Here is a 15,920-nt window from a genome sequence, read left to right as displayed (position 1 = left end):
GGGCAAGAATAACCGTCATTGCAGGGTTTTGCATGACCTGCGATTAGCGGCTCAGCTCACCGCCAATGGTTTGCCGCGCACGATGTCCTGCAGGAAGCGATCCGCCGGCATCGGGTGACCGAGCAGATAACCTTGCAGCGAATCGCAGCCCAGTTGCGTGAGGAAATCCTGCTGCGAATCGGTCTCCACACCTTCAGCCACGATGCGCAGCCCCAGCGCCTGACCGAGGGCGACGATCGCCGAGACGATGGCCGCGTCATCGCTGTCGTGCTCCAGATCGCGGACGAAACCGCGGTCGATCTTCAGCTCGTTGGCCGGCAGACGCTTGAGGTACATCAGGCTCGAATAACCGGTGCCGAAGTCGTCGATGGACAGGTCAACGCCCATGTCGGACAGCTCCTGCAACACCGTCATGCTCGCATCGGCGTCGCTCATGGCGGTGGTTTCGGTGATTTCCAGGGTCAGGCTGTTGGCCGGCAAATGGTGGGTGGCCAACGCCTTGGCCACGCTGCGCACCAGCCCTGAATGGCAGAACTGCAACGCCGACAGGTTCACGGCGATCCGCCAGTCGGTGTAACCCAGCACGTACCATTCGCGCATCTGCCGGCAGGCTTCGTTGAGCACCCACTCGCCAATCGGAATGATCAGCCCGGTCTTCTCCGCCAGATCGATGAACTTGTCCGGCATCAGCATGCCGTGGGTCGGGTGTTCCCAGCGCAACAAGGCCTCAGCACCGACTGGACGACCGTCGGCCGCATGGAATTTGGGTTGGTAGTGGAGGCTGAATTCGCCGTGCTCCAGTGCCGCCCGCAAGTCCTGCAGCAGTTGAAGTTGCTTGCGCGCGTTGCTGTTCATTGAGGCGTCGAAGAAGCTGTAGCCGTTTTTGCCGCCGCCCTTGGCGTGGTACATCGCGGCGTCGGCGTTCATCAGCAGTTCCTGGGCGTTCTGGCCGTTGCCCGGATACAGGGCGATGCCGACGCTGGCGGAAATCTGCAGCTCATGTTCGGCGACCCGGAACGACTGCGCGATCAGGCCGACCTGACGCGCCGCCAGGCCCAGTGCATCGTTGGGCTCGGTCAGGCGCACCAGCAGGACAAACTCATCACCGCCTATCCGCGCCAAGGTATCGAGACTGCGCAAATCCTCACGCAGACGTATCCCGACTTCGCGCAGCAACTGGTCACCCATGTGGTGACCGAACGCGTCATTGACCGGTTTGAAGCCGTCCAGATCGATGAACATCAGCGCAAAACAACCGCCCTGCTCGTTGACCTTTTTCATCGCCTGATTGATCCGGTCGTCCAGCAGCATGCGGTTGGGCAGACCGGTCAGGGTGTCGTGCAGAGCCAGTTGGGTCAGTTCGCGGTTGGCCACGGTCAACGAATGGGCCAGATCGGCGGTGCGGGCTTCGAGACGCGCGTCGAGAATCGAGGTCAGCAGCGCGATGGCCAGCACCGCCAGCGTGGTGATCAGCACCAGATTGTCGAGGCCGTTGCCGTTCAGGCCGCTGAGTGCCGCACCACAGAAACTGCCGTCGGGAAACCGCGCCGCCGCCATGCCGGTGTAGTGCATGCCGACAATCGCCACGCCCATGACAATCGCCGCCCCCGCACGAAAGAGTCGAACGTAGGGTGACTGCTGACGCAGACGAAATGCGATCCACAGCGCTGCCGCCGAAGCGCCGACGGCGATCAACAGCGAGGCGCCGAACAGTGTCGGATCGTAGTCGATGCCCGGCTGCATGCGCATCGCGGCCATGCCGGTGTAATGCATGGCGCTGATACCGGCACCCATGATCAACGCGCCAAAGGCCAGTTGCCAGGCCGGCAGTTTCGGCTGGCTGACCAGCCACAGGGCAAAACCGCAGGACAGCACAGCGATCAGCAATGAGAGCGCCGTGATTGAAATGTCGTAACCGAGGCTGATCGGCAGCTTGAACGCCAGCATGCCAATGAAGTGCATCGACCAGACGCCGATGCCCATGGCGAATGCCCCGCCGGCCGTCCATAAATGCACGGCGCGGCCCTTGGCAGTGGCAATGCGCCCGGTGAGATCGAGCGCGGTGTAGGAAGCGAGGATCGCCACACACAGCGAAATGAAAACCAGCGTGAAGGAATAGCTACCGATGAGCATGAGAATTCTCGTGACCACCCCGCCGTACTGCGTCCGTTCTCAGCGGGGCCAAATGCGCCGATTGTACTGATTGCACAGAAGAACGCACTGACAAAGTAATCAAATGGCCATCAACCCGATGAAACGCTTGTTTGATCGTCTGACAAGGCTCTATTTCGGTGTCTTGAGCAGATCGTCCGCCTCGCCGGCAGATCGTTCCCACGCTCCGCGTGGGAATGCGGCCCGGGACGCTCCGCGTCCCTTCCAAAGCCGAACGCGGAGCGTCCGTAGAGGCATTCCCACGCAGAGCGTGGGAACGATCAGGCAGCCTTAAGGGTTCTGACTGGTTTCCAGCTGCCCGTCCCAGCCACCGCCCAGCGCCGCAATCAGCTGCACACTGGCAATCAAACGGCTCTGCAGGATATTCAGGACAGTGCGCTCATTACTCAGCGCCGTCGCCTGAACCACCACCACATCCAGATAAGCAATCACCCCGGCCTTGTACTGGTTTTCGGTCAGACGCAACGAATCCCGTGCTGCGTCGAGGGCTTCCTGGCGCACGGCCGCTTCGTCCTCGTACACCTTCAACTGCACCAGATAGTTTTCCACTTCGCGGAAACCGTCGAGGACGGTCTGGCGGTATTTGGCGACGGTCTGGTCGTATACCGCTTCGGTGCGGTCGACTTCGGCCGAACGGATGCCGCCGTCGAACAGCGGCAAAGTCATTTTCGGCCCCACCGACCAGAAGCGGTTCGGCAGGCTGATGAGGTTCTGCGAGGTACTGCTGCTGTAGCCGCCGCTCAGGCTCAGGCTGAAGTCCGGGTAGTAAGCAGCCTTGGCCACGCCGATGTTGGCGTTGGCGGCGATCACCGAGCGCTCGGCCGAGGCGATGTCCGGGCGGCGCTCGAGCAATTGCGACGGCAGGCTCAACGGGATCTGCGGCAGCTTGGGAATGTCCTGAGTTTCGGCAATGTTGAATTCGGCGGGCGGCTGGCCGGTCAGTACCGCGATGGCGTTTTCGAACTGCGCCCGTTGCCAGATCAGGTCCACCAGATCGCCCTGAGTTGTTTTCAGCTGGGTCTGCGCCTGCGCCACCGCATCACGCCCGGAAACCCCGGCGTTGTACTGGTTCATGGTCATTTTCAGCGAGCGTTCGTACGCCGCTACTGTCGATTCGAGCAAACGTTTCTGCTGATCGATCACCCGCAGTTGCAGGTAGTTCTGCACCAGCTCCGACTGCTGACTCAAGCGCATCGCCGCCAGATCGGCGTAGCTCGCCTGGGCGCTGGCTTCATTGGCTTCCAGGCCACGGCGCAACTTGCCCCAGACATCCGCCTCCCAACTCACGCCCAGTTGCGCGTTGTAGGTGTCACGAATACCGCTGGAGGAACTGCTCAGGCTTGAACTGCTGCTCCCGGTGCCCTGGCTGGAGCGGGTCTTGCCAGCGCTCAGATCAACGCTCGGGTAAAACGCCCCGCGCGCGCTGCGCACCAAGGCCTGGGCCTGACGGTACTGGGCCTCGGATTGGGCGACGGTCTGGTTGGAACTGTTGAGTTTCTCGATCAGCTCGTTGAGCTGACGGTCGCCATACAGCTCCCACCAGGCACCGCGCGCCAGGGAATCGCTCGGGTTGGCCTGACGCCAGCCTTCGGCTTCCTTGTACTGGGCGATTTCGGCGGTCTGCGGGCGCTGGTAGTCCGGGCCGACGGCGCAGGCACTGAGCATCGCCACGCACAGGGACAGGCTCAGCAGGCGCGAGCCACGAGCGGTAGCCAGATTGATAAGCGAACGGTCAGTCATAGCGGAGTTTCCAGAGCGGCATCGGTGCGCACGCCACGCCATTTGTTGAAACGGTGGCGCAGCTTGTCGAGATAGAGGTAAACCACAGGCGTGGTGTAAAGGGTCAGCACCTGGCTGAAGACCAGCCCGCCGATAATCGTAAGGCCCAGCGGCTGGCGCATTTCCGCGCCTTCGGCCCGGCCGAGCAGCAACGGCAAGGCGCCGAGAATCGCCGCAAGCGTGGTCATCAGGATCGGTCGCAAGCGTCGCAGACAGGCGCTGCGAATCGACTCCAGCGGCGCCATGCCTTGATGACGCTCCAGTTGCAGCGCCAGGTCGATCATCAGGATCGCGTTTTTCTTCACCACGCCGATCAGCAGGAACAGCCCGAGCAGCGAGATCAGGCTGAACTCGCCGCCCAGCACATAGATCGACAGCAACGCGCCGACCCCGGCCGACGGCAGCGTCGACAGAATCGTCAGCGGGTGAATGTAACTTTCATACAGCACGCCCAGCACCAGATACACCGCCAGCAGCGCACCGAGGATCATGAACGGCTGGCTCTTCTGGGTGGCGGCGAAAGCGTCGGCTGTGCCGGCCATTTTTGCGATCACGTCTTCGGGCAGGCCGACCTTGGCAATCGCCCGCTCGATAGCGGCACTGCCCTGCTCCACCGTCACGCCTTCGGCCATGTCGAAGGAAATGCTCTCGGAGGCAAACTGGCCTTCATGGCTGACCCGGTCGTCTTCCAGGCTGTTTTCGTAATGGGCGAAGGTCGACAGCGGAATCCGTGCGCCGTCGGCGGTGATCACCTGAACCTGCTTGAGCGTCACCGGATCCTGGGCATATTTCGGATTGACCTCCATCACCACCTGATACTGGTTGAGGCTGTCGTAGATCGTGGAAATCTGCCGCTGACTGTAGGCGTTGTTGAGCACGGCCGTGACCATGTTCATGTCCACGCCCAGGCGCTTGGCCTGATCGCGGTCGACGATCAGCGTCACCTGCTGCGCACCGCGTCCTTCACGGGCGTCGATGGCAGTCAGTTCCGGCAAGGCTCGCAACGCGGTGACCACTTTCGGATACCACTCGCGCAAGGCGCCTAGATCACCACTTTGCAGGATGTAGCTGTACTGCGAAGTGGTCTGCTCGCGACCACCGCCGAATTGCAGGTCCTGGTCGGCCATCAGCATCAACTGCGCACCGGCCACCTTGGGCATTTCCTTGCGCAGGCGCTCGATGACTTTCTGCGCCGACAGATTGCGCTCCTTGATCGGTTTCAGGCGTACCAGCATGAAAGCGTTGTTGGTTCCGTTGGTGCCACCGATGAACCCGGCCACGCTCTCGACCGCCTCGTCCTTGAGCACGGCGCGGCGGAAGACTTCCATTTTCGGCTGCATCACGCTGAACGACAGGCCGTCGTCACCGCGCACAAAACCGATCAACTGGCCGGTGTCCTGCTGCGGCATGAAGGTTTTCGGCACCACCACATAGAGGGCGACGTTCACCCCGACGGTGATGATCAGGCTCAGCAACGTCAGGCGACGGTGGCGCAACACCCAGTCGAGGCTGGTGGCGTACTTGCCGACCATCCAGTCGTTGGTGCGGCGGCTCCAGCGTTGCAGGCGGTTTTCCTCACCCGGCGTGTGCGGTTTGAGCCAGCGGGCGCAGAGCATCGGGGTCAGCGTCAGGGAAACCACCAGCGATACCACGATGGCTGCGGCCAGGGTGATGGAAAACTCGCGGAACAGGCTTTCGATGATCCCGCCCATGAACAGGATCGACAGGAACACCGCCACCAGCGAGACGTTCATCGACAGCAAGGTAAACCCGACTTCCTTGGCCCCAAGGTACGCGGCCTTCATCGGTTTGACGCCTTCGTCGATGTGCCGGGAAATGTTCTCCAGCACCACGATGGCGTCGTCCACCACCAGCCCGGTGGCGAGAATCAGCGCCATCAGCGACAGATTGTTCAGCGAGAATCCGTAGAGGTACATCACCGCAAAGGTGCCGACCAGCGACACCGGCACCGCCAGCGTCGGAATCAGGGACGCGCGGAAGTTACCGAGAAACAGGAACACCACCAGGATCACCAGTGCCACGGCGATCAGCAGGGTCATTTCCGCTTCGTGCAGGGTAGCCTTGATCACCGGCGAACGGTCCATCGCCAGGTTCAGTTTGACGCTGGCCGGAAGTACCGCCTGCAACGCCGGCAACTGCGCCTTGATCTCGTTGACCGTCTCAATGATGTTGGCGCCGGCCTGGCGGTTGATCACCAGCAGCACCGCCGCATCATCGTTGAAGAAACCGCTGTTGTAGCGGTCTTCCACGCCGTCGCTGACCTTGGCCACGTCTTTCAGGCGCAGGGCTGCGCCGCCGTTGTAGTGGATGATCAGCGACTCGTAATCCTTGGCTTTCTCCAACTGGTCGTTGGCCTGGATCTGCCACAGGCGCTGGTCGTCCTCGACCGAACCCTTGGGCCGGCGCACGTTGGCTTCGGCGATCGTCTTGCGCACATCGTCCAGCGCTACGCCGTACTGGTTCAGCGCCTGGGGTTCGAGTTCGATGCGCACCGCCGGCAGGGAACTGCCGCCGATCTGCACTTCACCAACACCCTGCACCTGGGACAGGCTCTGGGACAGGATGGTCGAGGCCAGGTCATAGAGCTGGCCTTTTTCCAGCACGTCCGAGGTCAGCGACAACACCATGATCGGTGCCTGCGACGGGTTGACCTTCTTGTAGGTCGGCATGCTGCGCATCCCGCTCGGCAGCAGGTTGCGCGAAGCGTTGATCGCCGCCTGCACTTCCCGCGCCGCGCCGTTGATGTCGCGGTCGAGGTCGAATTGCAGAATCACCCGGGTCGAACCCTGGCTGGAGCGGCTGCTCATGGTGTTGACGCCGGCGATGGCGCCGAACGAGCGCTCCAGCGGCGTGGCCACGGTGGACGCCATGACTTCCGGACTGGCGCCGGGCAGGCTCGCCTGCACCACGATCACCGGGAAGTCCATTTGCGGCAGCGGCGACACCGGCAGCAGACCGAAGCTCACACCGCCCAGCAGCATGATCGCCAGGCTCAGGAGCATGGTCGCCACCGGGCGCTTGATGAAAGGACCGGACAGGTTCATGGCTGTTCCACCGGCTCCACGGCCGACGGTGCACGGCCCCAGCGCCGGCCGAGACGATCGAAGTACAGGTAGATCACCGGGGTGGTGAACAGCGTCAGCACCTGACTCACCAGCAACCCGCCAACCATCACCAGACCCAGCGGCTGACGCAATTCAGCGCCGGAACCGGTAGCCAGCATCAACGGCACCGCGCCGAACAGCGCAGCCAGCGTGGTCATCAGAATCGGCCGGAAGCGCAACAGCGCCGCCTGATAGATCGCCTGCTCCGGCGCCATGCCCTGAGTGCGTTCGGCGTCGAGGGCGAAGTCGATCATCATGATCGCGTTCTTCTTCACGATACCGATCAGCAGAATGATGCCGATGATCGCGATCATGCCCAGATCATTGCCGCTGAGCAGCAACGCCAGCAACGCCCCCACCGCCGCCGACGGCAAGGTCGAGAGGATGGTGATCGGGTGAATGTAGCTCTCGTAAAGCACGCCGAGCACGATGTACATGGTCACCACCGCCGCCAGAATCAGCAGCAAGGTGCTCGACAGCGATGCCTGGAACGCTTCGGCCGCGCCCTGGAACTGGGTCTGCACGCCGATCGGCATGCCGATGTCCTTCTGCACCTGCTCGATGATGTCCACCGCATGCCCCAGCGCCACGCCGGGTGCGAGGTTGAACGACATCATCACCGCCGGGAACTGGCCGATGTGGGTGATCGCCAGTTGCGCCTGCCGCTCTTCGACGTGGGCCAGGCTCGACAACCGCACCTGCCCGCCATCGGTGGTCTTGACGTGAATCTGATCCAGCGCCTGCGGGCCGATCTTCTCTCCGGCCTGAGCCTGCAGCACCACGCGGTACTGGCTGGCCTGGGTATAGATGGTCGATATCTGCCGCTGGCCGAACGCGTCATACAGCGCATCGGTGATGTTCGACACTGACACGCCCAGCCGTGAAGCGGCGTCGCGGTCGATCACCAGAAACACCTGCAAGCCTTTGTCCTGCAAATCGCTGGCGACGTCGGTCAGTTCCGGACGCTGGGCCAGGGCCTCGACCAGACGGCCGCTCCACAGGCTGAGCAATTCGGAATCCGGCGAGGACATGCTGAACTGATACTGCGTGCGGCTGACGCGGTCTTCGATGGTCAGGTCCTGCACCGGCTGCATGAACAGACGGATGCCGACAAGCTTGTCCAGCTGCGGTTGCAGGCGGGCAATCACTTCGGTCGCCGTCAGATCACGCTGGCCATGGGGCTTGAGGTTGATCAGCAGCCGACCGCTGTTGAGCGTGGCGTTGTCACCGTCGACACCGATATAGGACGACAGGCTTTCGACCGCCGGATCTTCGAGAATCACCTTGGCCAGCGCCTGCTGACGCTCGCCCATGGCGGCAAATGAAATCGACTGCGGCGCTTCGGAAATGCCCTGGATCACCCCGGTGTCCTGCACCGGGAAGAAGCCCTTGGGCACCACCATATAAAGGAACACGGTCAGGGCCAGTGTGCCGATGGCCACCAGCAGGGTCAGCGGCTGGTGCTTGAGTACCCACTGCAATTTGCGCCCGTACGCGGCGATCATCCAGTCGATGAACGCGCCACTGGCGCGGTAGAAACGGCCCTGTTCATGTGGCTCTGGTTCACGCTTGAGCAGACGTGCGCACATCATCGGCGTCAGGGTCAGCGAGACCACCAGGGAAATCAGGATCGCCACTGCCAGGGTGATGGCGAATTCGCGGAACAACCGCCCCACCACGTCGGCCATGAACAGCAAAGGAATCAGTACCGCGATCAGCGACAGGGTCAGGGAAATCAGGGTGAAACCGATCTGCTTCGCGCCCTTGAGCGCGGCCTGCATCGGGCTGTCGCCCTCCTCGATGAAACGCGCGATGTTTTCCAGCATCACGATCGCATCGTCGACCACAAAACCGGTGGCGATGGTCAGGGCCATCAATGTCAGGTTGTTGACCGAGAAGCCGGCCAAATACATGACGCCGAACGTACCGATCAGCGACAGCGGCACGGCCACCGACGGAATGATCGTCGCACTGGCACGCCGCAGGAACAGGAACGTCACCATCACCACCAGCGCGATGGCGATCAGCAGTTCATGTTGCACGTCGGTGACCGAGGCGCGGATGGTCTGGGTGCGGTCGGTCAGCACGACCACGTCGAGACCGGCCGGCAGGTTGTCGGTGATGCTCGGCAGCAGCGCCTTGATCCGGTCGACCACTTCGATCACGTTGGCGCCCGGCTGACGCTGGATGTTCAGCAGAACAGCCTGATTCTGGTTGGCCCACGCCGCCAGACGCTCGTTCTCGGCGCCGTCGACAATCTGAGCGACATCCTTGAGCCGCAACGGCGCGCCGTTGGCGTAAGCCAGGATCAGGTTGGCGTAATCCTTGGGCGAGGTCAGCTGGTCGTTGGCGTCGAGCATCGACACCCGGGTCGGGCCGTCGAAGTTGCCCTTGGGCTGGTTGACGTTGGATGCGCTGATCAGCGTGCGCACATCCGACAGGTTCAGGCCGTTGGCCGCGAGCGCTTCAGGGTTGACCTTGATCCGCACCGCCTGACGCTGACCGCCGGCAATGCTGACCATGCCGACGCCGCTGATCTGGGCGATCTTCTGCGCCATGCGAGTATCGACCAGGTCATTGAGTTTGGGCAGCAACATGGTTTTCGAGGTGATGGCCAGGGTCAGCACCGGGGTGTCCGCCGGGTTGACCTTGTTGTACACCGGCGGCGCCGGCAAATCGGTCGGCAACAGGTTGGTCGCGGCGTTGATCGCGGCCTGCACCTGCTGTTCGGCGACGTCCATGTTGATGTCGAGGCTGAAACGCAGGGTCAGCACCGACGCGCCGCCAGAACTGGTCGAGGCCATTTGCGTCAGGCCCGGCATCTGCCCGAACTGACGTTCCAGCGGCGCGGTGACGGCACTGGTCATCACGTCCGGACTGGCGCCCGGATACAGGGTCATGACCCGGATGGTCGGGTAATCGACCTGCGGCAAGGCCGAGACCGGCAGCAGGCGATAGGCGATCAGACCGGCCAGCACGATGGCCAGCATGCTCAGCGTGGTGGCGACCGGGCGGAGGATGAACAGACGCGAAATGTTCATGCGCCCTTCTTGGCCTTGTCAGTGACGGTGGCGTCAGGCGCGGTAGCGGCGGACTTGCCTTGCAGGTGTTCGGTCGGGGTGGTCGGCACGTCCTTGCTGTCGTTGACCACTTCCACTTCGCTGCCTTCCTTCAGACGGTCAGTGCCTTCCAGCACTACGCGATCGCCGGCGGCCAGGCCTTCGGTGATCACGGTGTTTTCACCGTCGCTGGCGCCGATCTTCAATTGGCGGATGGTGACTTTCTTGTCGCCGTCCAGCGCGTAGACAAAGGTGCCGTTGGTGCCGAACTGAATGGCAGCCGATGGAGCCAGCACCACACCTTTCAGGGTGTCAGCCAGCAGATGAACGTTGACGAACTGGTTGGGGAACAGCGACTGATCGCGGTTCTCGTAGCGCGCCTTGAATTTCAGGGTGCCGGTGGTCACGTCGATCTGGTTGTCGAGGCTTTGCAGCACGCCGGTGGCCTGCAGTTTGGTGTCGCCACGATCCCAGGCCTCGGCCGGCAGTTTGGCGCCGCTGCGGTAGCGGGCGAGCACGGTTTCCAGGCTGTTTTCCGGCAGGGTGAAGGCGACGCTGATTGGTTGGGTCTGAGTGATCACCGCGAGGAACGTGGTGTCGTTGGCCGCCACGAGGTTGCCAACGTCGAGCTGACGCAGGCCGACGCGACCGGCAATCGGTGCGCGGATCTTGGTGAATTCGAGATTGAGCTTGGCGTCGTTGACCGCCGCCTGATTGGTTTTCACGGTGCCGAGGTATTGGCCGACCAGCGCTTCAGCGGTGTCCAGGGTCTGCTTGGCGATGCTGTCTTCCTTGTAAAGACCGCGATAACGCTCGACATCGACCTGCGCATTCTTCAACTGCGCCTGGTTCTGCAGCAAGGTGCCTTCAGCCTGGAGCAAGGCGTTCTGGTACGAGCGCGGGTCGATCTCCGCCAGCAGGTCGCCGGCCTTGACCATCTGCCCTTCCTCGAAATAGATCTTCACCAGCTCGCCGCCGACCCGGCTGCGCACATTGATGGTGTTGAGCGCCGTCACCGTGCCCAAGGCCTTGTAGTAAAGCGGGAAGTCCCCGGTGACCGCCGGCGCCACACGCACCGGAATCGGCCCTGCCGCCCCGCCGAAGCCCGGACGCATCATCCCCGAACGGCCGGTGTGACCGGCCTGCGCCTTCTCGCCGCCCTCCTTGTGGGTCGAACCGGCGGGCCAGAATTTCCAGCACAGACCGGCAATGACCAGCAGGACAAGCAGGACAAGCAGGCTCAACAGCCAGCGACGGGAGTTTCGGGAAGACGATTGCATGGAGTGATTAACCATTGGGCGCGTGGGCTTCTTTTACGGGAGGCTGAACGATAAGCACTGGTAGGGATTTAGCAAAGCAGCTTTACCGGCAATTTACCTTCCACTTACGTTTCAAGGTGTGAGGCAAAACACTGATACACAAATGAAAACGGCCTGGACAGGGCCAGGCCGTTAACAATTGTAAAGCGCTTGTTTCAGAACACTTATTTCAATACAGCAAGTGCCGCTTCGTAGTTAGGCTCTTCCGCAATTTCCTTGACCAGTTCGCTGTGCAGGACGTTGTCGTTTTCGTCCAGAACAACCACCGCACGGGCGGTCAGGCCTTTCAGCGGGCCGTCAGCGATGGCCACACCGTAGTTCTCGATGAACTCGGCGCCGCGCAGGGTCGACAGGTTCTGTACGTTTTCCAGGCCTTCGGCGCCACAGAAGCGAGCCTGGGCGAACGGCAGGTCAGCCGAGATGCACAGAACAACAGTGTTGCTGATGTCGTTGGCTTGAGCATTGAACTTGCGCACGGAAGTGGCGCAGGTCGGGGTGTCGACGCTTGGGAAGATGTTCAGCACTTTGCGCTTGCCGGCGAAGTATTTCAGGGTGACGTCGGACAGATTGCCGGCTACCAGGGAAAAGGCTGGCGCCTTGGAACCGGCTTGTGGCAGTTGGCCGTTGACTTGAACCGGGTTGCCTTTGAGAGTGACTTGAGCCATGAACGGAGTCCTTCTTAACGTTGTTGGGAAAGCATGCAAGAGGCGGAAGTTAACCACGAAATTGTCCGACGACCTATGCCTGAACCGAAATTGTCATGTGCCACCCCGCCAGATTGGATACAACCCTGAGCGCTAACCCAGCAATTGCAGCATGTTGCGATGCCGGGCCTCGAAGATCCGCCGCATGTAACCGTTCACCAGCAGCCCTTCGCTGAACGCCCCGCCAATCGCCGAATACGTCACGCGGTCGGTGTAGAGCGTACCGCCCTCACCCGCCGCCACCCGATGTTCATGACGAAAAGCCCGCAACGGCCCTTTGAGCATTTCATCGACAAAATGCGTGTCGCTGACTTCACGGATCGTCACCGTCCAGTTCGACGGAATCAGGTTGAACATCCAGTGCCGGAAGCGGAATTGCCGCCCGGCTTCGATGCGCAGGTTACTCAGATCGATATCCCCCAGCGGCGTGATGCGCTCGGGGAAGATCTTCGGGAAATTGACCCCTTCCAGGCAGAAGTCGAGCACCTCGCTCGGGGTGCGGCAGGGGATCAGTGTGGTGAGTTCCAGGGTGGGCATGGCGGACACATTCCGAATGAAGGTGATGCTTGTTAAAACGCGAGTCTGCATCTTTTCTTTAACGACCTGTCGATTCAGACCCCGGCCGTTCGACTAAGCCATGAATCCCTCACCTATCTGCGGAGAAACACCATGCGCTTCATGATCATTGTCAAAGCCAGCCACGACTCCGAAGCCGGCGTGATGCCCAGCGAGCAACTGTTGACCGACATGGGCAACTACAACGAACAACTGGCCAAGGCCGGCATTCTGGTGTCCGCCGACGGCCTGCACCCCAGCAGCAAAGGCGCCCGTGTGCGCTTCAGCGGTGAAAACCGCAGCGTGATCGACGGCCCGTTCGCCGAGACCAAAGAGCTGATCGCCGGTTACTGGATCTGGGACGTGAAATCCAAAGAGGAGGCCATCGAATGGGTCAAGCGCTGCCCGAACCCCATGCCGGGCACTGAATCGGAAATCGAGATTCGTCAGGTGTTCAGCCCGGAAGATTTCGGCGCCGAGTTCACCCCGGAACTGCGCGAGCAGGAAGAACGCATCCGCGAACAAGCCAAAAAACACTGAGTAGCGAAAATTTGCGCAGGATCACTTTCGTGCACAAAGCAACGTGATCCTGCGCACAAAACCAAAGAATTAACCCCTTAGACTGGCTAACCCCCGATTAACTGCTAGCGTCAACAGACATGTCCTACAGGCTTGATAAGAAAGGGATTACGTCGTAACGGCCTAGAGAGTGCCGAGTCGTCCACTGAGCCACCAGGGAACCGGGGAATCATGTCCAAGCACAACAGGATCAACGTCTTGTGGTCGGCGAGCGTGCTGACGTCAGTCTTCAGCGGCCGTTCGAAAACGCTGATCAAAGCCGCCGGTTACGGCGTGATGAGCATGTTCGTCAGTTGCGGCGTCGGCGCTCAGGATTTCACCGCCAGCCCCGAAGAAGCCCGGGCGATCGCCAAGGAAGCCTATCTGTATGGTTTTCCGGTGGTGGAGATGTACAAGACTCTCTACACCCAGGCCATCGACACCAAGAGCCCGAACTACAAGGCGCCACTGAACAAGATCGGCAACACCGCCAAGGCCTTCACCGCGAAGGACACTGCTTTCGTCACGCCGAACGCCGACACGCCCTATTCATTTGTCTGGATGGACCTGCGCGCCGAGCCGCTGATCCTCACCCTGCCGCCCATCGAGGAGCACCGTTATTACTCGGTGCAACTGATCGACGCCTACACGCAGAATTTCGCTTACCTGGGCACCCGCAGCACCGGCAACAACGGCGGCCACTTCATGATCGCCGGGCCGGACTGGCAGGGTCAGCAACCGCTCAATATCGACCGTTTGCTGCGCAGCGAAAGCAACCTCACCTACGCGCTGTATCGCACACAGCTGTTCGACGACAAGGACCTGGCCAAGGTCAAACAGATCCAGAAAGGCTACAAGGTCGAAACCCTGAGCCATTACGTGAAACAGAAAGCCCCGCCGCCGGCACCGAAGGTCAACTGGCCGAAACCGACGCCGACCATGAGCGAAACCCCGGACCTGTTTCGCTACCTGAATTTCATGCTGGCCTTCACCCCGCCGCAGGATGTCGAGAAAGACCTGCTCGACCGCTTTGCCAAAATCGGCATTGGCGCCGGAAAGCCGTTTGACCTGAAGACACTCAGCCCCGAACACCGAAAAGCACTGGAGGACGGCATTGCTGACGCAAAAGCCGAATTCGCCGCCTTCAAGAAAGACAAGGTGGAGACCCATGAAGTCAGCAGCGGCGACTTCTTCGGCACCCGCGATCACCTCAAGGGCAATTACCTGTACCGCTACGCCGGGGCCAACATGGGGATCTTCGGCAACTCCGCCGAAGAAGCGGATTACATCGGTTATTTCGTCGACAAGGACGGCCAGCCGGCGGATGCCTCGAAACACGACTACACCCTGCATTTCGCCAAGGGCGCCCTGCCCCCGGCCGACGCGTTCTGGTCGCTGACGATGTACGACGGCCAGAGCAAATTGCTGGTGGCCAACCCGCTCAACCGTTACCTGATCAACTCGCGCATGCTGCCGGACCTCAAGCTCGACACCGACGGCGGCCTGACCCTCTACGTACAGCACAAGAATCCGGGCAAGGACAAACAGGCCAACTGGCTGCCCGCGCCGAACGGGCCGTTCTACGGCGTGTTGCGCCTGTATCTGCCGAAACCGGAAGTGGCCAGCGGCGAGTGGAAAATGCCGCTGCTGACGCCATCCGACTCAAAACAATAAACGGAGTGCTTCATGGTCAAGCCTTGCGTTGTCCGCCCGTTGCTGGCGCTGTGCATGATCGGCAGTCCGTTGGTGTACGCGGCTGAAGGTGGCGTCGGCCGGCCGATCACCGGCCAGCAGGTTTTCTCCAATGCCGGTGTGATTCCGCCGGCGCCGGGCTGGGTGATGTCCGTGACCAGCATCTGGTACGACGGCGAGATCAAGGGCAGCAGCGGCGCGCCGATTTCCGGTGAGGTCAGTGCCGGGATCAAGATGAAAGTCTCCTACACCATGGCCAACCTCACTCACGTCTGGGACACCGGCAAAGGTCAATGGAATTACGCCTCGGCCATTGGCGTGCCCGTCCAGTACACCGACATCGATGCCGCCGTCACCGGCCCGCGCGGTCGCACTTTGGGCACCAGCGACTCCGGCACCCAGTTTGCCGATGCGCTGATCACGCCGATTGCCGCCGGTTACCACTTCGACGAGCTCAACCACATCGCGTTTTCGCTGCCGATCTACGTGCCGACCGGCGCCTATAACGATAATCGGCTGGCCAACGCTGGGCAGAACAACTACACGTTCATGCCCACCGTGGCGTTCTCTCACCTGGACGGCAAAGGTGGTGAATACACCCTCTCCGGCAACCTGCAGTTCTACACCGAGAACAAGGCCACCGATTACCGCACCGGCGACATCTTCACCCTCGAAGCCTTGTGGACCCACGGTTTCGGCAATGGCTGGAACGCCGGGCTGGTCGCCGGTTACGTCCAGCAGATCAGCGACGACAAGGGCGACACCGCCGACACCCTGAACGGCTTTCGCGGGCGCTCGGTGGGCGCCGGCCCGACCGTCGGCTGGAGCGGCAAGTTCGCCGATGCCCAGGCCAGTATCAGCGCACGTTGGGTCCCGGAGTTCGATACCAAGAACCGGCCTGAAGGCAACGGCGTCGCCGTCAACCTGACCCTGGCGTTTTTCTAGACCGCGACCGGC

At 61.6% G+C, this 15,920-nt stretch carries 10 protein-coding genes; 3 read left to right on the top strand and 7 right to left on the bottom strand.

Annotated elements, in window-relative coordinates; translation table 11 throughout:
• Positions 1-51: 51 nt before the first annotated feature.
• The 7 genes from AC1Q9F_RS01795 to AC1Q9F_RS01765 form a co-directional block, all read right to left on the bottom strand.
• The gene (locus tag AC1Q9F_RS01795) at positions 52-2,133 is read right to left on the bottom strand and encodes a putative bifunctional diguanylate cyclase/phosphodiesterase (protein WP_179695157.1); all 2,082 of its coding nucleotides are present in this window, start codon (positions 2,131-2,133) and stop codon (positions 52-54) included.
• 309 nt (positions 2,134-2,442) lie between these two features.
• Positions 2,443-3,912, bottom strand: coding sequence for an efflux transporter outer membrane subunit (locus tag AC1Q9F_RS01790; RefSeq protein WP_492619168.1), 1,470 nt, complete (start codon positions 3,910-3,912; stop codon positions 2,443-2,445).
• Positions 3,909-7,016: an efflux RND transporter permease subunit gene (locus tag AC1Q9F_RS01785; protein WP_492619169.1), complete on the bottom strand. Its 3,108-nt coding sequence runs from the start codon at positions 7,014-7,016 to the stop codon at positions 3,909-3,911. Before AC1Q9F_RS01785 ends, AC1Q9F_RS01790 begins: the two co-directional genes overlap by 4 nt.
• Positions 7,013-10,117, bottom strand: a complete 3,105-nt coding sequence (locus AC1Q9F_RS01780) for an MdtB/MuxB family multidrug efflux RND transporter permease subunit (RefSeq protein ID WP_085604098.1) — start codon at positions 10,115-10,117, stop codon at positions 7,013-7,015. The genes AC1Q9F_RS01785 and AC1Q9F_RS01780 overlap by 4 nt, the downstream gene beginning before the upstream one ends.
• On the bottom strand, positions 10,114-11,430 hold the full coding sequence (locus tag AC1Q9F_RS01775) for an MdtA/MuxA family multidrug efflux RND transporter periplasmic adaptor subunit (protein WP_492619170.1): 1,317 nt from the start codon (positions 11,428-11,430) through the stop codon (positions 10,114-10,116). The genes AC1Q9F_RS01780 and AC1Q9F_RS01775 overlap by 4 nt, the downstream gene beginning before the upstream one ends.
• 188 nt (positions 11,431-11,618) lie before the next feature.
• On the bottom strand, positions 11,619-12,119 hold the full coding sequence (gene tpx / locus AC1Q9F_RS01770; RefSeq protein ID WP_492619171.1) for a thiol peroxidase: 501 nt from the start codon (positions 12,117-12,119) through the stop codon (positions 11,619-11,621).
• Positions 12,120-12,251: 132 nt separating this feature from the next.
• A complete protein-coding gene (locus tag AC1Q9F_RS01765) occupies positions 12,252-12,695 on the bottom strand; it encodes an SRPBCC family protein (RefSeq protein WP_492619172.1) in 444 nt (147 codons plus the stop codon).
• A 132-nt stretch (positions 12,696-12,827) separates the two neighbouring features.
• Between AC1Q9F_RS01765 and AC1Q9F_RS01760 the strand changes: the two genes are divergently transcribed.
• The 3 genes from AC1Q9F_RS01760 to AC1Q9F_RS01750 all read left to right on the top strand — a co-directional run bounded on the left by AC1Q9F_RS01760 (position 12,828) and on the right by AC1Q9F_RS01750 (position 15,908).
• Positions 12,828-13,253: a YciI family protein gene (locus AC1Q9F_RS01760; protein WP_085604104.1), complete on the top strand. Its 426-nt coding sequence runs from the start codon at positions 12,828-12,830 to the stop codon at positions 13,251-13,253.
• 315 nt (positions 13,254-13,568) lie between these two features.
• The gene (locus AC1Q9F_RS01755) at positions 13,569-14,945 is read left to right on the top strand and encodes a DUF1254 domain-containing protein (protein WP_492619442.1); all 1,377 of its coding nucleotides are present in this window, start codon (positions 13,569-13,571) and stop codon (positions 14,943-14,945) included.
• A 12-nt stretch (positions 14,946-14,957) separates the two neighbouring features.
• Positions 14,958-15,908, top strand: coding sequence for a SphA family protein (locus tag AC1Q9F_RS01750; protein ID WP_492619173.1), 951 nt, complete (start codon positions 14,958-14,960; stop codon positions 15,906-15,908).
• The last annotated feature ends 12 nt before the right edge of the window (positions 15,909-15,920 follow it).

The organism is Pseudomonas sp. GW823-FHT04A03, assembly GCF_058796615.1.
The sequence above is the reverse complement of the archived record's forward strand: the minus strand, read 5'-3'. Positions and strand labels throughout refer to the sequence as shown.